The sequence below is a fragment of the Pseudomonas sp. B611 genome (assembly GCF_055407965.1).
The window spans coordinates 153,457-172,072 of the sequence record NZ_JBUZST010000010.1 but is presented as its reverse complement, the minus strand read 5'-3'; the positions used below and the strand labels follow the sequence as shown (position 1 = coordinate 172,072).

13 protein-coding genes and 1 pseudogene are annotated in these 18,616 nt (G+C 54.7%); 7 read left to right on the top strand and 7 right to left on the bottom strand.

Annotation, left to right across the window (positions count from 1 at the left end):
- Positions 1 to 224: 224 nt before the first annotated feature.
- Together htpX and ACZRMO_RS20815 are read right to left on the bottom strand one after the other, a co-directional pair.
- On the bottom strand, positions 225 to 1,112 hold the full coding sequence (htpX, locus tag ACZRMO_RS20820) for a protease HtpX (RefSeq protein WP_124525376.1): 888 nt from the start codon (positions 1,110 to 1,112) through the stop codon (positions 225 to 227).
- A gap of 304 nt (positions 1,113 to 1,416) precedes the next feature.
- Entirely contained in the window at positions 1,417 to 2,628 is a 1,212-nt protein-coding gene (locus ACZRMO_RS20815; protein WP_017734399.1) for a pyridoxal phosphate-dependent aminotransferase, read from the bottom strand.
- Between the two features lie 202 nt (positions 2,629 to 2,830).
- Between ACZRMO_RS20815 and msrB the strand changes: the two genes are divergently transcribed.
- From msrB to ACZRMO_RS20800, 3 genes are all read left to right on the top strand, one after another.
- The gene (gene msrB, locus ACZRMO_RS20810; protein ID WP_124525375.1) at positions 2,831 to 3,223 is read left to right on the top strand and encodes a peptide-methionine (R)-S-oxide reductase MsrB; all 393 of its coding nucleotides are present in this window, start codon (positions 2,831 to 2,833) and stop codon (positions 3,221 to 3,223) included.
- A 200-nt stretch (positions 3,224 to 3,423) separates the two neighbouring features.
- On the top strand, positions 3,424 to 3,909 hold the full coding sequence (locus tag ACZRMO_RS20805) for a glutathione peroxidase (protein WP_017734397.1): 486 nt from the start codon (positions 3,424 to 3,426) through the stop codon (positions 3,907 to 3,909).
- Positions 3,906 to 4,397 carry a MarR family winged helix-turn-helix transcriptional regulator gene (locus tag ACZRMO_RS20800; protein ID WP_463974044.1) on the top strand — a complete coding sequence of 164 codons (492 nt, stop codon included), beginning with the start codon at positions 3,906 to 3,908 and terminating at the stop codon, positions 4,395 to 4,397. The genes ACZRMO_RS20805 and ACZRMO_RS20800 overlap by 4 nt, the downstream gene beginning before the upstream one ends.
- Here the strand turns inward: ACZRMO_RS20800 and ACZRMO_RS20795 are convergent.
- Positions 4,351 to 6,660, bottom strand: coding sequence for a hybrid sensor histidine kinase/response regulator (locus tag ACZRMO_RS20795; RefSeq protein ID WP_463974043.1), 2,310 nt, complete (start codon positions 6,658 to 6,660; stop codon positions 4,351 to 4,353). The genes ACZRMO_RS20800 and ACZRMO_RS20795 overlap by 47 nt on opposite strands.
- 163 nt (positions 6,661 to 6,823) lie before the next feature.
- Between ACZRMO_RS20795 and ACZRMO_RS20790 the strand changes: the two genes are divergently transcribed.
- Both ACZRMO_RS20790 and ACZRMO_RS20785 read left to right on the top strand, forming a co-directional pair.
- Complete coding sequence (locus tag ACZRMO_RS20790) at positions 6,824 to 7,714, top strand: ATP-binding protein (protein WP_124525371.1); 891 nt, start codon at positions 6,824 to 6,826, stop codon at positions 7,712 to 7,714.
- Positions 7,711 to 8,193, top strand: a complete 483-nt coding sequence (locus ACZRMO_RS20785) for a GAF domain-containing protein (RefSeq protein ID WP_207041409.1) — start codon at positions 7,711 to 7,713, stop codon at positions 8,191 to 8,193. The genes ACZRMO_RS20790 and ACZRMO_RS20785 overlap by 4 nt, the downstream gene beginning before the upstream one ends.
- 46 nt (positions 8,194 to 8,239) lie before the next feature.
- Here ACZRMO_RS20785 and ACZRMO_RS20780 read toward each other — a convergent pair whose 3' ends face one another.
- From ACZRMO_RS20780 to ACZRMO_RS20765, 4 genes and pseudogenes are all read right to left on the bottom strand, one after another.
- The gene (locus ACZRMO_RS20780; protein ID WP_463974042.1) at positions 8,240 to 11,872 is read right to left on the bottom strand and encodes a transporter substrate-binding domain-containing protein; all 3,633 of its coding nucleotides are present in this window, start codon (positions 11,870 to 11,872) and stop codon (positions 8,240 to 8,242) included.
- Positions 11,873 to 11,880: 8 nt separating this feature from the next.
- Positions 11,881 to 12,504: a response regulator gene (locus tag ACZRMO_RS20775; protein WP_463974041.1), complete on the bottom strand. Its 624-nt coding sequence runs from the start codon at positions 12,502 to 12,504 to the stop codon at positions 11,881 to 11,883.
- 251 nt (positions 12,505 to 12,755) lie between these two features.
- Positions 12,756 to 13,157 carry a response regulator gene (locus ACZRMO_RS20770; protein WP_463974040.1) on the bottom strand — a complete coding sequence of 134 codons (402 nt, stop codon included), beginning with the start codon at positions 13,155 to 13,157 and terminating at the stop codon, positions 12,756 to 12,758.
- Between the two features lie 173 nt (positions 13,158 to 13,330).
- A pseudogene (locus ACZRMO_RS20765) lies at positions 13,331 to 14,047 on the bottom strand (deoxyguanosinetriphosphate triphosphohydrolase); the annotation flags it as partial.
- A 512-nt stretch (positions 14,048 to 14,559) separates the two neighbouring features.
- On the opposite strand from ACZRMO_RS20765, the gene ACZRMO_RS20760 reads away from it, so the two are divergent.
- Both ACZRMO_RS20760 and ACZRMO_RS20755 read left to right on the top strand, forming a co-directional pair.
- Positions 14,560 to 15,375, top strand: a complete 816-nt coding sequence (locus ACZRMO_RS20760; RefSeq protein WP_122769914.1) for a Hachiman antiphage defense system protein HamA — start codon at positions 14,560 to 14,562, stop codon at positions 15,373 to 15,375.
- Positions 15,365 to 18,514, top strand: coding sequence for a DEAD/DEAH box helicase (locus tag ACZRMO_RS20755; RefSeq protein WP_463974039.1), 3,150 nt, complete (start codon positions 15,365 to 15,367; stop codon positions 18,512 to 18,514). The genes ACZRMO_RS20760 and ACZRMO_RS20755 overlap by 11 nt, the downstream gene beginning before the upstream one ends.
- Positions 18,515 to 18,616: the final 102 nt, after the last annotated feature.

Sequence of the window (18,616 nt, the reverse complement as noted above, 5' to 3'; positions counted from 1 at the left end):
GACGGCTAACCCGGCGTCCTGCCGGGTTACCCACGGATTCAAGCCTGCGTTCGGCCAGCGTGGTTAACGGGGCGCCTAAGATCAAAAGCTGAAAAGCCAGAGCCAGAGCCAGAGTTTTGGGTTTTGTCAGGTTCAGTCGTTGTGTAGATACCTATGCCGAGATGGCGACAAAGCACAAAAAAAGGGGCGATCAGATCGCCCCTTTTGGTGTCACCCGTGGCCTATCAGCCCCGACGACGCAGTGCGTCGATCCGCTCTTCCAGCGGCGGGTGGCTCATGAACAGGCGAGCAAAGCCCTGCTTGATGCCACCGTTGATGCCGAAGGCGGTCAGGCTGTCCGGCATATGCACCGGCAGGCCTTGTTCGGAGCGCAGGTGTTGCAGCGCTGCGATCATCGCCCCGGTACCGGCCAGGCGGGCACCGGCTTCGTCTGCACGGAATTCCCGTTTGCGCGAGAACCACATGGTGATCGCACTGGCCAGGAAACCCAGTACCAACTCAGCGAAGATGGTCGCCACGTAGTAGGCAATGCCGCGGCCTTCTTCGTTCTTGAAGATCACCTTGTCGACAAAGTTGCCGATGATCCGTGCGAAGAACATCACGAAGGTGTTCACCACGCCTTGTACCAGCGCCAGGGTGACCATGTCACCGTTGGCCACGTGGCCGATCTCGTGGGCCAGTACCGCTTTCACTTCGTCATACGAGAAGCGTTCCAGCATGCCCTGGCTCACTGCAACGAGCGCGTCGTTCTTGTTCCAGCCAGTGGCAAAGGCGTTGGCTTCATAAGCCGGGAAGATCCCGACCTCGGGCATCTTGATGCCGGCCTCGCGGGACAATTGCTCGACGGTCTGCAGCAACCATTGCTCATGCCGGGTGCGTGGCTGGGTGATGACTTGGGTGCTGGTGCTCATTTTCGCCATCCACTTGGAGATGAACAGCGAGAACAGCGAACCGGCAAAACCAAAGACCGCACAGAAAACCAGCAGCTGATTGAGGTTCAGGTCAACCCCGTTGGCCGCCATGAACCCGTTGAAGCCAAAAAGGCTCAGGGTGATGCTGGCAATCAGCACGACCGCCAGGTTAGTGGCCAAGAACAGCAGGATGCGCATCATGGTTGTAGAGTTCTCCTCATGCTTAATATGTCGCGTACTGCGGGGTATATAAGGTGCGGCATGGGGCTATTCAACCGAGCGACTATTTCAAACTGTGTCCTACAGCTTGAATGTAGAGCCTTGAAGGGATTTTCCGACCTGGAAAATCTCTCGTGATCGTCACACCCATGCCTTTGCGTCCCGTAATTATAGGGGGCTTACCGATCCTTGGCAGGCAGTGATATCAGAAGGGGGGCTAAGGGCAGAGAAGTGTTGCCAGATACTCGCTGTACGACCGAATGTCGGTCGCACAGCGCCATTGTCGTTACTGGCGATAGGACTTCAGGAAGTTGCCGATGCGACCAATGGCCATGTCCAGGTCATCCACACGCGGCAAGGTCACCACGCGGAAGTGATCCGGCCACGGCCAGTTGAATGCAGTGCCCTGGACCACCAGCAGCTTTTCCGACAGCAGCAGGTCGAGCACGAACTTCTCGTCGTTGAAGATCGGGCAGACTTTCGGGTCGATCCGGGGGAACGCGTACAGTGCGCCCATGGGTTTTACGCAGCTCACGCCGGGGATCGCGTTGAGCAGCTCCCAGGTACGGTTGCGCTGTTCCAGCAGGCGGCCCTGGGGCAGGACCAGATCGTTGATGCTCTGGTAACCGCCGAGGGCAGTCTGGATGGCGTGCTGGCTCGGCACGTTGGCACACAGGCGCATATTGGCCAGCATGTCGATGCCTTCGATGTAGCTCTGGGCATTGTGCTTGGGCCCGGAAATGGCGATCCAGCCGGAGCGGAAACCCGCCACGCGATAGGACTTGGACAGGCCGTTGAAGGTCAGGCACAGCAGGTCCGGCGCCAGCGAGGCGGTGCATACGTGCACGGCGTCGTCGTAGAGGATCTTGTCGTAGATCTCGTCGGAGAACACGACGAGGTTGTGCTGGCGTGCCAACTCCAGCATGCCCAGCAGCACTTCCTTGGAGTACACGGCGCCGGTCGGGTTGTTCGGGTTGATGATCACCAGGGCCTTGGTGTTCGGGGTGATCTTGGCCTTGATGTCGGCCAGGTCCGGGAACCAGTCGGCGCCTTCGTCACACAGGTAGTGCACCGGATGGCCACCGGCCAGGGTCACGGCGGCAGTCCACAGCGGGTAGTCCGGCGCCGGCACCAGCACTTCGTCGCCGTTGTTGAGCAGGGCCTGCATGGACATCACGATCAGCTCGGACACGCCATTGCCCAGGTAGATGTCTTCGATGCCAACGCCTTCTACCTGCTTCTGCTGGTAGTACTGCATCACTGCCTTGCGCGCGCTGAACAGGCCCTTGGAATCGCTGTAGCCCTGGGCGGTTGGCAGGTTGCGGATCACGTCCTGGAGGATTTCGTCCGGCGCTTCGAAACCAAAGGGCGCCGGGTTGCCAATGTTCAGCTTGAGGATGCGATGGCCTTCCTCTTCCAGGCGTTTGGCGTGCTTGAGCACTGGGCCGCGAATGTCATAGCAGACGTTGGCGAGCTTGTTCGATTTGCTGACCTGCATGGCGATGTGATCCTGAAAATGAACGATCCAGAAGGTAGGGGCACTACCGTACTGTGAATCCTGCGGGGCCGGCACCCATAAATACGTTTGAATGCCGGTAGCGCGGGTGCCAGACTGGCGTTTTGAAGAGGCGCAATCATACGTGCCACCTGATCTACGGAAAAGACACAGATCAGGGTTTTTCAGTTGCCGAGGTGTACCGATGGAAAAGTTGCAGAAAACCCTTCAGGAATGGCAGGACATGCTCGACCCGGCGCAGTACCAGGTGTGCCGCCTCAAAGGCACCGAGCGCCCGTTTTCCGGTAAGTACAACGCCACCACCACCGACGGCGTGTACCACTGCATTTGCTGCAACGAGCCGTTGTTCGATTCGCGCACCAAGTTCGATGCCGGTTGCGGCTGGCCGAGCTTCTACGAGCCGATTGCCGACAGCGCGATGATCGAGATCCGTGACGTCAGCCACGGCATGATCCGCACCGAAGTCACCTGCGCCAAATGCGATGCGCACCTGGGCCACGTGTTCCCGGACGGCCCGCCGCCGACGGGCCTGCGTTATTGCATCAACTCGGTGTGCCTGGACTTCGTACCCCGCTGAATGCTCGTTCCCACGCTCCGCGTGGGAATGCCTCTTGGAACGCTCCGCGTCCCGCTGGCGAGGAAGGACGCGGAGCGTCCAGGCTGCGTTCCCACGCAGAGCGTGGGAACGATCAACGGCACTACTTCAATTAATTGAATTGCACGCAATTGAATTGCTCGCTATGTTTGTCGTTCTTTCCTATTCCTTGAGGCACTGCCATGAGCAACAACCTGCTGAGCATCCCTTGCACCACCATCAAGGGTGAGCAAAAGACCTTGGCCGATTTCGCCGGCAAGGCCATCCTGGTGGTCAACACCGCCAGCAAATGTGGCTTCACCCCGCAGTACAAGGGCCTGGAGCAACTCTGGCAGGACTACAAGGACCAGGGCCTGGTGGTACTGGGCTTTCCCTGCAACCAGTTTGGCAAGCAGGAGCCAGGCAACGAAGGCGCGATCACCGAGTTTTGCGAGTTGAACTTCGGTGTCAGTTTCCCGTTGTTCAAGAAGATCGATGTCAATGGCAGCGATGCCCACCCGTTGTTCGTGCAGTTGAAACAGCAGGCGCCGGGCTTGCTGGGCTCCAAAGGCATCAAATGGAACTTCACCAAGTTCCTCATCGGTCGCGATGGCCAGGTCGTCAAGCGTTTCGCCCCGACCACCAAGCCGCAAGACCTGACCCAAGAGATCGAAGCCCTGCTCAAATGACCGACCAGCCCAACGTGTCCCTGGCCCTCGACGATCAGTTGTGTTTCAAGCTGTACGCGGCGTCACGGGCGGTGACCCGTGCCTACAAACCCATGCTGGATCGGCTCGGCCTGACCTATCCGCAATACCTGGCGATGCTGGTGCTATGGGAATGGCACGGCGCATCACCGGCCCAGCCCACGGTCAGGGCGCTGGGGGAGCGGCTGATGCTCGATTCGGGCACGCTCACGCCGCTGCTCAAGCGCCTGGAGCAGCTTGGGCTGGTGCGGCGCCAGCGCAGTGCGCGGGACGAGCGTGAAGTGCATTTGAGCCTGAGCGAGACGGGTGTGCAGTTGCGGGATCAGGCACACGGCCTGAAAACCCGCCTGTTGTGCGACAGCGGTGTCGATCTTAACCAGGCCGACGCCCTGCGCGACGGTCTTGATCAGTTACTCGCGCAAATCAGAGGTTTGTCGAGCGCGGCACCCATAGGTCCAGCAGGCCCTTGAGCTCTTCACGGCGGAACGGCTTGGCCAGGTAGTCATTCATCCCGGCCGCCCGGCAGCGCTCGCGCTCTTCGGCCAGGGCGTTGGCGGTCAAGGCCACGATGGGCAGGTCCGGCCAGCGCCCGCTGCGACGAATCTGCCGGCTGGCCTCGTAGCCATCCATGACCGGCATGTTGCAGTCCATCAAGACCAAGTCAAAGTGCTGTTCCTCCAGGCACTTGAGCGCTTCACCGCCATGGGCCGCGACGATCACTTCGCAGCCCAGCTTGCCGAGCATGCCCTTGGCCACCAGTTGATTGACCGGGTTGTCCTCCACCAGCAGGATGCGCGCCCGGTGCGTGAGGGGTGGGGCGTCCATCTGGATCGGGTCGAGGAACGGTTGCGCGTCGCTGCGCAGGTTGCGTTGCAGGATCTGGTACAGCGCATTGCGGCTCAAAGGGCGCGCCTGTTGTTGCAATGGCGCCAGCGCTGCGACTTCTTCGCTGGGCATGAAATTGCCATAGGCGGTGACCAGCAAGATCGGCGCGTTGAGGGTGGGGCGTAGGCGGAACAGGCATTCGGGGCAGTCGGTGATCAACAGATCGGGGTTTCGTCCGCTCATATCCGCGTCACGGGGATAGCAATGTGGCGTGAGCCCCCAATGGGGCAACAGGCTGGTCAGCAGCTCCGCCAAGCCACTGCCGGCACTGGTAATGGCGATCACCTCACCCTGGAGTGGCGCCTGGCGGGCGGCGGGCAAGTGAGTGGGCAGTGGCAGTTCGGCGCAGAACTGGCTGCCGAAGCCCACTTCGGAACTGATGCTCAAGCGGCCGCGCATCGCTTCGCACAGGTTGTGGGTCAAGGCCAGGCCCAGCCCGGTGCCGCCGAACTGCCGGGTGATGCCCGCACCCGCCTGGGTAAACGGCTGGAATATCTTCAGCTGTGCTTCTGGCGCAATGCCGATCCCGGTGTCACACACCTCAATCCTCACCTGGTCGTTGTGGGTGCTGAGGCGCACGTCCACGCGGCCGAAGCGTGTGAACTTCAGCGCGTTGGAAAGCAAGTTGCTGACAATCTGCCGCACCCGCGTCGGGTCGCCGATGACCTGGGCCGGAAACAGCGGATCGATCAGGCACGTCAGCTCGACGCTCGACGCGGCGTTCTGCGACAGCAGGTTCGCGGTGTCTTCCACCAATGAACCGAGGTCGAAGGGGATCGACTCCAGTTCAAGCTGGCCGGCATCGAACTTGGACAGGTCGAGAATATCGTTGAGCAACTCCACCAGCACCTTGCCCGAATCATGGGCGATGGACAGTTGCTGGCGCTGCTCGGCGTTCAGCGGGCTGTCCAGGGACAGGGCGATCATCCCCAGCAGGCCATTGAGCGGCGTACGGATTTCGTGGCTCATGTTGGCCAGGAACGCCGCTCTTGCCTGTGCCATGCCAATCGCGTTGATCTTGGCGGCTTCCAGCTCGTCATTGGACTGGCTCAGCCGCTGGTTGCTGGTCTTGAGCTCCAGGGTGCGCGCCGAGACAATATGCTCCAGTTGCCCCAGGTATTCGGTGAGGCGGTCTTCGGCGTGGCGGCGCTGCTGGATCTCGGTTTCCATGTTTTCGAATTGCTGGTTGGCCACGTTCACCAACACGCCGATCTCGTCGTTTTCGTGACCGGGCGGGCAATCCAGGCGTGTTTGTTTACTGGTGCTCAGCGCTCGAATGATGCGCACCAGAGGTTGGGTCAGCATCACGTAGAACAGGCCGAGCAGGATCCCGGTCAGCAGCAGGCTGCGGGCAAAGCCATTGAGCAGAGTGATCTCGGCGCGGCGCAGGAAGCGGCTGCCAAACGCGTAGGTATCGACATCCAGGTGCAGCTCGCCGAGGGATTCGTTGGGCATGTGTGTAAGAAACAATCGGTCTTCAAACTGGCGGTTGGCACCAAACAGAAAGTCGCTGATGGGGCGGTAGGGGCTTTGCGCGCGGGGTCGGTTGACGTCAGCGAGCACCACGCCGTTGTTGTCGACTAACCGGGCGCGGATGATCGCCGGAGAATGCAGCAGGCCCAGGGTCAGCTCTTGCGCCAGTTCGGCGTCGATGTTGTAGGCGATACGGGACGCGGGGTTGTGGCTGATTTCGAGCAGCGAGCGTATTTCACGGTTGATGGATGCGTCTTCGCTGGCATAATCAATGCCGATTTGGATCAGACTGAGCAAGGTTCCCAAGACGAAACCGACCAGCACAGTCAATCTGGCTTGTTTATAAGACAAGCGGTGGGCGAACTTGATATCCATCGGGTGTTGAACCACTTCACGTTTCCCTTCGCCCGGCAAGCATAGCTGAACATCCACCGGCTCTGGCTTGCCCGGCATTAATCGGTTTTTACGCAGCCTCGTGTGTTCTGCCGCGGGGCTGCCAATACGCCATCTTTTGCAAGAACTTGCCAGAGGAATAATCGTGGATTCTCGATTGAATGCCTTTCTTGAGCGGGCCGATGCAGTGCTCGCCCGCTTGGAACCCTTGTTGCCCGCGCCGCGCCAAGCCATCGACTGGAACCAGTGCCTGGCTGCCCGTTGGCAGCGTGAAGGCCGCAGCGGCTTCTTGTTGCCACTGGAAGTCAGCCTGGACATGCGTCTGTCCGACCTGATCGGCGTCGACAAGCAGCGTGAAACCCTGGCACGCAATACCCAGCAGTTTCTCGATGGCCTGCCCGCCAACCATGCGTTGCTGTGGGGTTCGCGTGGCACCGGCAAGTCGTCCATGGTGCGCGCCTTGCTGGCCCAACATGCGCAGGCCGGCCTGCGCTTGATCGAGATCGAACGCGACCACCTGGCCGACCTGCCGCGCGTGGTCGAGCAACTGCTCAAGCTGCCGCAACGCTTCATCCTGTTTTGCGATGACCTGTCGTTCGAAGCGGGCGAGGGTGATTACCGCGTGCTCAAGAGCGTGCTCGATGGCTCCCTCGAACAGGCGCCGGAAAACGTGCTGCTGTACGCCACGTCGAACCGTCGTCACCTGGTCCCGGAAAACCAGAGCGACAATGACAACTGGAAGCGCGTGGACGGCGAGCTGCACCCGAGCGAAGCCGTGGAAGACAAGATTGCCCTGTCGGACCGTTTTGGCCTGTGGCTGTCGTTCTACCCGTTCACCCAGGAACACTTCCTGGATGTAGTGGAGCACTGGATCGGCGAGCTGGCGGGCAAGGCCGGCTTGCAGTGGCAGCGTGATGAAAACCTCGACATCCTTGCTGTGCGCTGGGCAACCGGGCGCGGCAATCGCAACGGCCGTTGCGCGTATCAATTCGCCCGTTACTGGGTGGGCCTCAAATTGCTGGAGCGTCAACCGTGATCGATCTACAACAAGCCGGCACCGGCCTTGATGGCTATGCCATGCTGTGTGCGCAACTGCAATCGCTGCTCGCCGACGAGCGTGACTTCATCGCCAACAGTGCGCAGTTTTCCGCGTTCCTGTTCAACCAGCTGGACGACCTGAACTGGGCCGGCTTCTATCTCAACCGCAATGAAGAGCTGGTGCTCGGGCCGTTCCAGGGCCAGATCGCCTGTGTACGTATCCCGTTTGGCCGTGGTGTGTGCGGTGCGGCGGCGGCCTCGCGGCAAACCCAGCGGGTGGAAGACGTGCATGCATTCCCAGGGCATATCGCCTGTGACAGCGCCTCCAACAGCGAGCTGGTGGTCCCGTTGGTCAAGGATGGCCGGCTGGTTGGCGTCCTCGATCTGGACAGCCCTTCGCTGGCGCGCTTCACCGCGCAAGATCAGGCGGGGATCGAACAGTTGGCGGCGATTTTCCTGCGTTTGACCGACTGCTGATCTGATCCCTCAGGGAGCGAGAAATTTCGCTCCCTGAGGACGGCTGTCAGGCACGATTGAGTTCGTTGAGTTGTGTTTGCAGCATTCTCTCCAACTCAAGCATGCATTTTTCCAGGGCCTTGATCCCTGTTTCGATCGCCGGCTGCTGCTCCCCTCGGGTACAGGCTTGCTCCAACGCCTCACATTGCCCGGCCAAATCGTGAGCCTGCACGATACGCGCGGCACCTTTGATCTTGTGGGCCTGCTCGATGATGTCCTGTGCCGGGGCCTGGCATACCGACAATGCCACCAATTTTTCCCGATCATGGCGACTGCTGCTGAGCAGCTCCTCCAGCAGGCGCTGGCTGAGTTGCGGGTCGCCTCCCGTCAGCGCGTCCAGGCTGCCAAGGTCCAGCTTTACGCTGCAGGGTTGCGGTCTGATTTGTGTTAATTGCCGTTCCAGCGCGGTGAGGCTGATGGGTTTGAACAGACAGTCATCCATGCCCGCTTCGGCGCAGCGCTGTTTCTCTTCGGGTTGGGCGTTGGCGGTAAAGCCCAGCACAATGCACGGCGGTCGCTGCTCGCGCAGTTCGTACTCGCGGATAGACCGGCTCAATTCGTAGCCATTCATGATGGGCATGTTGCAGTCGGCGATCACCAGGTCGAAGTGTTCCTGACGCCAGGCCTGGAACCCCGCAGCACCGTGCTGGGCGGCCGTGAACTGGTGCCCCAGGTAGCCCAGTTGCTGGCACATCAGCAAGCGATTGGCGGGATGGTCGTCCACCACCAGTACGTTAAGCACCGAGGCAGAAGCGGGTGTCGCCGGCTTGAGTTCATCCACTGCCTGGAGCGGTGGCAGGCGCGGCATTTTCAAGCTGATATGCACCTGGGTGCCCACCATCGGCACGCTGCTCAGGCTCAATTGCCCGCCCATCATCTCGCACAGGCTGCGGCAGATGACCAGTCCCAGACCCGCACCACTGCGGGCCAGGTGCCCTGAGTTATCTGCCTGGGCGAAGGGTTCGAACAGGCGAAGTTGATCGTCCCGGCTGATACCAATGCCGGTGTCTTCCACGACCAGTTTCATCTCGACCCGCTGCGGCAGGTTAGTAGCAAGTACCTCGACCCGGATCTTCACCTGACCGCGCTCAGTGAACTTGATGGCATTGCTGACCAGGTTGGACAGCACCTGCTTGAAGCGCAACGGATCGATCAGTACGTCGTTGTCATCCAGATCAGGCTTGTACTCAAGCAGCAAGCTGAGGGTTTTCTGACGTGCCAGGCCGTCGAACACGCGCACCACTGACTCGATCACCTCTTTCAGGTTGACCCGCTCGGGGGCGAGGCTCAGGCGACCGGATTCGATACGCGCGATGTCGAGGATGTCGCCAATCAACTCCAACAGGTCCTTCGCCGAGTTATAGGCCACTTCAATCGCCGGGCGATCCAGATGGCCCTGGTCAGCCCGCTTGAGCGTCAGCTCCAGCATGCCGATCACCGCGTTCATCGGGGTGCGGATTTCGTGGCTCATGGTTGCCAGAAAGGTGCTTTTGGCGCGGTTGGCCTCGTCGGCACGCTCTTTGGCCGTGCGCAGTTCATCGAATAGCTGGCGCCGTTCGCTGATGTCGATCCAGCCACCGATGATGCCTTGGACCTCTCCAGTGGAATCGCGGTAAGGCAGGATCCAATGGTAGATCGTGTGTTTTTTGCCACGGATATGCAGGGGACGATCGAGAATTTGCGGATTGCCTTGCGCCACGACGCGTTGGTAGTCGGCGTGGTAATGAGCGGCTTCAGTGTCGAGGGCCGTGCTGATCTGCATGACACTTTTTCCGATCACGTCCTCGCGCTTGACGTCAAATACTTGCAGATAGCTGTCGTTACAGGTCTGCAGTAGTCCCTTGCGGTCACGCACGTAAATGGGGTGTGGGGTTTCGTTGACCAGCGCCCGCATGAACTCGAACTGATCGTTGAGTGCGCGCTCGGCCATCTTGCGATGCCTGATCTGCCGGCGCATGTAGGCGTTCCACGCCAGGGATATCAGCAGCAAGAGCCCGGTACCGAGGATGATCTGGGCAATCATGTCGTGGTAGTTGCGCCAGTAACTGTCGGAGGCGGCGGTGTAGCCTCGCCACCGACTGTTGATGACCCCCAGTTCATCCGGGTCGATGCTCAGCAAGGCCTTGTCCAGGATTGAACTCAGTTCGTTCGCTGAGCGTGACGTCGCCAGGGCAAAGGCGGCTGGCGTCGTGCCAATGCTGAAGCTGGTCTGAATCTTGTCCTGGAACATGGGTGAGGACAGGAAGTAGTTGGCAACCACCAAGGTGTTCACTGCGCCATCTACATGGCCCTGGACCAGTAGTTCGGCGGATTTGAACGTGTCGATCGTCTCTACCAGTTGAATCCTCGGGAAGTTTTCACGCAGGAATTTTGAAATCGGGCTGCCTTGGGTCAATGCCAGGCGTTTACCGTCCATTGCCTCCAGGCTGGCTGGCGCCTGATCTTCTTTGCGCGTCAACATCACATAGGAGTTTTCCAGGTAGGGCCGGCTGAAGTTGAGCTGGGCTTCCCGTTCGGGGCTGGGCGCGATGGCGCTGATCATGTCGGATTTGCCAGTCTCCAACTGTTCGATCATCGTGCTGATACCCCGCACGCGGACGATCTCGAAACGCATCCCGGTACGCAGGCGAATCAGCTCCAGCAGGTCGGCAGCAATGCCACGGAAGTTGCCGTCGGCATCAAAGAACGTTACCGGCGCGAAGGTTTCGTTCACAACCACCTTGACCACCGGGTGTTCCCTCAGCCAGCGCTCCTCGCGGTCGTTCAGTTGCAGCTTCTGGTCGGTCAGCAGGATGTCGCTGCCTGCACTCCAGCGTTTGGCAATGCTGTCCCGTTCGTTGCTGGGTACCGTCGCCAGCACCGAATTGACGATACCCAGAAGCATCTGCTGGTCCTGGCGCAGGGCAAAGCTGAATCCGTAAGCTTCGTGCTTACCGAAGTTGGCCATGCGGATATTCTTCAGGTAGCCCTTGTTGATCATGTAGTGGGTAGAAATGGTGTCGCCGAGAAACACGTCTGCCTGATCGAATGCCACCGCGTTCAAGGCATTCTGATACGAGGGATAGGCACGGATGGCTGCTTTGGGGTACAGCTTTTGTACTTCGTCCAGTGGCAGGTAGTGATAAACCAGGCTTAAGCGCAGCCCCGCCAGGCCCTCGCTGAGGCTGCGCGTCTCATGCTCACGGGTCACCAATACCGGTTGGTCTACGGCGTACGGCGTGGAAAGCGTGAGCCGAGGGTTTGCAGCCTCAAAGCCATTGGAGGAACCGAGCAGATCGATTTCACCTTTTTCGAGTGCTTGAATGGCGGCCTCTCGGGTGGGATAGCGCAACACCTTGACTGGCATCGCCAGTGCCTTGGCGAGAATCCCTGCATAGTCGGCAGTAAGCCCTTCGTAGTCTTGCCCGCTGGACGTAAGGTCAAAGGGCGGGTAGTCCGGTTGCGCAGTGCCCAGCACCAATTCGCGTTTGTTCTGCAGCCACTGGCGCTGGGCTTTGTCCAGCTGAGTGTCCAGTTGAAGGGACCCCACACGGCTCAACAGGGTGAAATGTTGCGGTTCGGTTTGAGCCGCAAACACGGCCGTGCTCAAGCATAGGCCTGCACTCAATACAATCAGATAATCCTTTATACACCTGGGCATCCGCTTTCTCACACTAGCGCGTTTCGTTTTGCCAACTCGATAAGTTCTACCAAGGATTTGGCTTTCAGTTTTTGCATGAGCCTCTTTTTGTAGGTGCTGACTGTTTTGTTACTTAAAAACATACCTTTGGCGATTTCTTTGTTGGTGCGGCCTTGTGCAAAAAGTTGCAACACCATTAACTCCCTGTCGTTAACGGACTTGAACAGTTCAAGTTCCTGGGAGTTGGTGTCCACGCCGTTGGCATTCAATGCCTGGCTAGGGAAGTAGTTGTAGCCTGACAATACGGCACGGATGGCACTCAGCAGTTCACTCAGGTCGCCCTCCTTGCATACGTAGCCATCGGCACCCGAACGCATGCAGCGCGTGGCGAACAGCGTGGGGCTCTGGGCGGTCAGGACGAGGGTTTTCATCTGGGTGTTCATGGCGTTGAACCGGCACAGTACTTCGAGCCCGTCAAGTTTTGGAATACTGATGTCAAGAATGATCAGGTCCGGTAGGCATTCGCGGACCATCTGTATCGCATCACAACCGTTATCTGTTTCGCCGACGACTTTATAGCCTTCGTGTTCCAACAGCATTCGAATCGCCAGCCTTATAACAGGGTGGTCATCGATAATGAAAACTGAGTTCATAATCCCATTCCATGCAAGTGCAAATAAAGCGGGCACATTAGCTCAGATGGTGTGTTGTGAGCATGAGTCTCAGTGGTGCTGGATACAAAACAGGAAAACTCCTACAACAAAAAAGGCATCTGCTTACGATTTGTCAGGAATTAATGCTTGGGTGTGTCAGTGTGTCGACCATTGTATGGAGGCAATGGCATGCAGAACGATCCGAGGTTGGCGTTGTAATGTGTTTTTCGTATTAGTTGATGTTTAAAGTCTTACAGCTGTATGTCAGAAGTCTGATTTATCAGTGCGGTAAGTTCATCTCGATTCAATGGCTTGGATAAGTAACCCAACAAGGGTAGGCCGCGTTGCCGTGCCTGGGCATAGAGCTTCGACAGTTCAAGCATGGACAGGCCACTGAGCAGGATGGCTGCGCGGATGAAGCCCCGACGGCTGGCTATTTCGACCAGTTCCAGCCCAGGCAGGTCCGGCAGGCACTGGTCGCAGAGCATGACGTCGAAAGGCGTCCGGGACCGGGTCATCTGGCGAATCGCATGTTCGGCATTTTCCGCCAGCGTCAGCTGCTCGAAGCCGAAGCTCTTGAGCAGGCACTGGGTTGCCAGAAGCTGAAAGGGATGGTCCTCCACCAGCAGAATATGCAGGCAATGTTGGGGCATAAAAGGGCACACACTGAGTCAAGCGTCGATGGGGCGGAGCGTAGGAATTGCTTTCAAGGTCGGCCAGAAGCGCGCGAGATTATTCTTTGAGTGGTTGTGCGAATTCGATCAGGCAGCTCTGTTCCCGTCGTAGGGCGATTCCTTTCAGGGAACAGGCTGGTTGATTGCCGACGTTATTGCGGGCTGGAGCGCCCGGTCATCTCCCGTGCCATTTCGGTGGCGTAGCTGTCGGTCATGCCGGCGATGAAATCGATCATGCGCAGGAACGAGGCGTGCAACGGCCAGGCCGGGTTTGGCGCGCTGTTGCCGAGCAAGTCGAGAATGCGCCGGTTCTTGAACGACGGCGTACGGCCGCCATGCTGTTCCAGCGCGGCGCCGCAAAAGGCGTTCAAGAGGATTTCCAGGGTGGTGTAGGCGCCGATTTCATGCAGGGTCTTGCGTTTGTCCTGGAAGATTTTCTTGCGCGCCATGTCCTTGGCATCCAGCACGCAGCGTTGGGCCGGGCCGTGCATATGTTCCACCAAGTCACCGGGGAGGGTGCCGGCGAGCAAGGCGTCCTGTTGTTCAACGAAGGCTTGTGCCGCAGCGTTGGTCAGGTGTTCGATGGCCTTGCCGCGCAGGATCGCCAGTTTGCGTCGGCGCGAGTCGCCGGGGCCCAGCTGTCGATAGGTTTGCGGCAAGTCATCGCCCACCAGGTTGAGCAGCAGTGCTTCGACCTCGGCGTATTGCAGCAACTCCATTTCCAGGCCGTCCTCCAGGTCGATCAAGGCGTAGCAGATGTCGTCCGCCGCCTCCATCAAGTAAACCAGCGGATGGCGCGCCCAACGTTGTTCCTCCAACTGCGGCAGGCCGAGCTTTTGCGCGATTTGCTCAAGAATCGGCAACCCACTACAGGCAATTTAGCAACCAAACTGGAAAGTTGCTATCTAGTTGATTTGTATAGTTAAAATTCTAAATTTAAGGGTTTCTTTCAAAGTACTGCACCACATGCATGGGCTGCGTTAGCGGTAGGAAACCTTTCGAGCTCTGAGTAGAACGTAGCGTCAAGTAATGAGGCTTCTTGATAGGGATAGACATGCCAAGGGGTAGCAATGGCACCTTAGGTCTATAGGGTCGATGACCACGAGATGCGTGTTAGGTCGCCTATAGAGCAACACGAGCCTCCCCAGAAAGGGTGCTCTGCAAAACTTAATCTTTCGGGTCGAGCACAAAGCGGCCAAATGGGTGGCTAATCGACATCAGTGCAGAAATCATATAGGGTTGAATTTTTGAGAGTTTCTCGCCTAGTAATGGAGTACTGCATGTTTAAAAGCAAATCGAGCATATTGGAAGTCTTGAGTATTGAATTGCCTTCAATTAGCATCCATCGAAAATTATCAAGAATTCAGAAGGTCAAGTAGGTATGGCAGTTACTCCAGCTTACCTTAATTGGCTGCAAGATACTGGTGTCGCACTCAAAACAAAAGACGGTGCTCCTGTCAAAGTATTTGAGCTAGTACACGAGACGGATCAGGCTATATTGTCAGAGTGGGCTAAACACTTCAGGAGCCAGTACTGTAGTGATTTGCATATTGACTTTCTAAGAGAGTTCACAGGAAAAACCAGAGCCGAGTATTTGAATGATTTAAAGTTTCCAACAAAAACAGGAGGGTTTGGACCCGGTACTAGATCAGGTGACTTCGCTGAAATACTGGTTTCGGATTATCTTGAGTTCATTTCAGGATATTGGGTTCCTAGAACGAGGTACGATAGAAAAACTATCAGAAATGAATCTACTAAGGGCTCTGATGTCCTCGGATTCAAAATGCTGTCACCAACCGATTCTCCTGATGATTGCTTGGCCATGTATGAAGTTAAAGCTCAACTTTCCGGAAAAAAAGCCAATGAGAGGTTGCAGGTGGCGATAGATGACTCCGGTAAAGATAACGTTAGGAAGGCAGAGTCACTAAATGCCATAAGGCAGCGGTTTTATGAGGCTGGTAGCATTCAAGATGCACAAAAAATAGGTCGCTTTCAAAATCCAGTTGATAGGCCTTATAAAGATGTTTATGGGGCAGTTGCTCTTTATGAAAATGGAATATATGAACCATTAGAAGCTTCTAGCTCAGATGCAACTGGCCATCCCAGTAAGAATTCGCTGGCTCTTATTATCATAAAGGGCAAAGATTTTATGGAGCTTGTGCATAGCCTATATAAGAGAGCAGCCGATGAAGCCTGAAAGAGCGTCGCGTGTTTTGCTGGGTGTGACTCGTTCAAAAGCTAAAATGTACGAGTATAATGTTCCGTCCGAACATCATATTGAGACTAATAGCGATCCTTCAAAGTTGCTGATACTCTCCATCGCAACTCTTGGTGAGGTATGCTTAGCCGTTAACGCTACAGATACACCAGCCGAGCGGTTAGCTGAGTTGAAAGCTGATCTGCAATTTTCCGCTCAGTTCTTTGATTCATACCTTCAATCAAAACTTGATGTTGAAATAGATCCTTATTTGATTTTGCTGGCGTCGGCGTCGTATTACTTGTGTGATTTACCCGGAAGCTCAAGTGTTTTAATAAGAAAGTTGCCATCAGAGTGTCCTTACCTAGAGGCGTCGCACTTAGAGGATCTATTGCACTGGCTGTTAGTAGGTGATTTTTCCACTTACTTTAATGATGCTAGAGAGAAGTACAAATCTAATATTATTGGAGTTTCGCAGAAACTTTCGGATTATTACGGTAGCGGCGAAGGCGTCTCTGGTATTGAGGTGGAGTTAGTTAATCTTAGAACAAAAGCTTATGATATAGGCTCAGACAGAGAGCTATTATTTGCAGATGTGATTTGTGCCATAGTTAAGTTCAGGCTAAAGAATTCATCTTGGATGCTGTTGCCTCGTTTCTCCGGCCTGCCAAAAGAAACTTGGAGTAGCTACCTTTCAAAAGACGATTCGATTAAAGAGCTTTGGCCCTCTCAGCGTCTGCTGGGGGAGGAAGGGGTGCTTAAGGATTCGTCAGCAATAATTCAGATGCCTACTAGTGCAGGAAAAACAAAGTCAATCGAACTAATTATTCGCAGTGCGTTTTTATCGGCGAGAGCAAGTCTGGTAATTGTAGTTGCTCCATTCAAAGCACTTTGTCAAGAAATTAGGAGTGAGCTTTCCAGAAGCTTCGACGGTGAAATTGTCAGTATTGATGGTGTATCCGACGTACCGCAGATGGATTTTTCTGAATTTGATCTTGATGGATTTTTAGATCTTGATTTTAGCTCAATAGAAACGGACAGTATATTAGTTCTAACTCCCGAAAAATTGATGTACATACTGCGTCAAACACCAGAACTCGCAGAGCAGATTGGGGTTGTAATTTATGATGAGGGTCATCAATTCGATAGTGGCCCTAGGGGTGTTACTTATGAGCTTTTACTTTCATCTCTAAAGTCTTTGATCCCTAAAGATGCCCAGACCATACTTATATCTGCAGTTATTAACAACTCTCATGCTATAGGTAGTTGGCTTAATGGCGATGAAGGAGTAAATGTCAATGGTGCAAGCATACTTTCAACGTATAGAACAGTGGCGTTTGCAAGTTGGAAAGACTCACTGGGTAGGCTTGAGTTTGTAGAGCAGAATAACACTGATGAAAAAACCTTTTTCGTTCCGAGAGTAATTGAAAAATATCAGCTTTCACGCAAGCCAAGAGAGAGAACTGATAGATTTTTCCCGGACAAGGCCGATGGAAAGAGTATTGCGATATATCTAGGTTTGAAACTGGTGTCTAATGGTAGCGTAGCAATATTTTGCGGCGTTAAATCAGCTGTCTCAACCCTTGCCAAAGCGGCAGTTGATATTTACGCGAGAAATCTACCCATTCCTAAGCCAAGTGAATATTCAAATGATGTTGAGGTAGAAAAATTACTGAATCTGCACAAAGTTCATTTGGGTAAGAATAGTGCAACTACTAAATGTGCTGCCTTAGGTGTTTACTCTCACAGCAGTAATACGCCGCAAGGGTTGAGAGTTGCGATAGAATATGCGATGCAGAAAAGCCTGATAAAATTTGTTATTTGCACTTCCACTCTCGCACAAGGTGTTAATCTCCCAATAAGGTATCTGCTGATAACGAGTATCTATCAAGCGGGCAAGCCCATAAAAGTCAGGGATTTTCATAACCTAATCGGTAGAGCTGGTCGTTCTGGTATGTACACCGAAGGTAGTATAATTTTTGCCGATCCTGATATTTTTGATATGAGATCTTCTGATAAGGGTCGTTGGAAATGGGCTGAGTTCAAAAGAATTCTTAATTTTGAGAATTCTGAGCCTTGTACTAGTAGTATATTAAATATATTGGAGCCTATTAGGAGTGACGATAAGAAATATTATCTGAATGTTGACCCAATAGATTATTTAAAAGGTTATCTTGAGGCTCCGAAAAAATTCCTAGGTGAATTAATAGAATATGCTAAAGGCAAGTCGGCTCTTAAGTTTTCCATTGAAGGTGTTCTTGAACAAGCCGAACAGAAAGCAAATATCGTTGCATCAATAGAAGGGTACTTGCTTGCTCATTGGGATGATACAAAGGAAGCCTTCGGAGAAAATGGTGCTGTACACTTAGCTCAACAAACATTAGCTTACAGTCTCAGTAGTGATGAAAATAAAGAAACTATTTTATTGATCTTTGAAATTATTGCGAAAAATATTGAAAGCAACTGCCCCTTGGAGGTCGAACGGCGTGCATTTGGAAAAACGCTATTCGGTCTAACACAAGCCCAAGAAATAAAAGACTGGATAACATCTAATATTCATTTGCTCGAGCGATGCACCAGTGAGTCTGAGGCTTTAGATCTTTTGTGGCCTTTTGTTTATTTGCAATCGAATAGCAAAAGTATTCGTAAGATTGAGTCAAGTGATAATCTTAGGTCGTTAGTGTCAGAGTGGATAAAAGGCATCCCTTACCATGAGTTAAGAACGCACTTAGTAAAAGCAGGATCTAAACTTATTTGGGGGAGCAAAAGGCGAGAGCTTACAAATGAGCATGTCATCGATGCTTGCGAGTCTGGAGTTGCGTACGATGGAACGTTGCTTTTGGGCTCTGTGATTGAACTACTAAAGTTAATAAAGCCAGAGGCCGATCAGCAGCTTATAGATAATCTATCGAGCTTACAGAAAAAGCTACGGTATGGACTACCCTCCGTAGATGCTATTCAGTTGTACGAAATGGGTGTCACAGATCGTCATATTTCTCAGGTTTTATCGAATGCTCTGGTCCAGTCCAGCGACTCAATTAATATTCGAATTAAAAACTCTGAAGAGGTTTTGATCAACTGTGTGAGGGATTTCCCATTGTACTATCAGGATTTTATAAAAAGGACTCTTTCTAGCTGATTGTTCTACTCACAATCATGAAAGCAAAAATACGTCAGGCACGCTAGTGCCTGACGCTAGCCTTACCACTTTACTTTGCAATCATAAAAAGAACGAAAATAT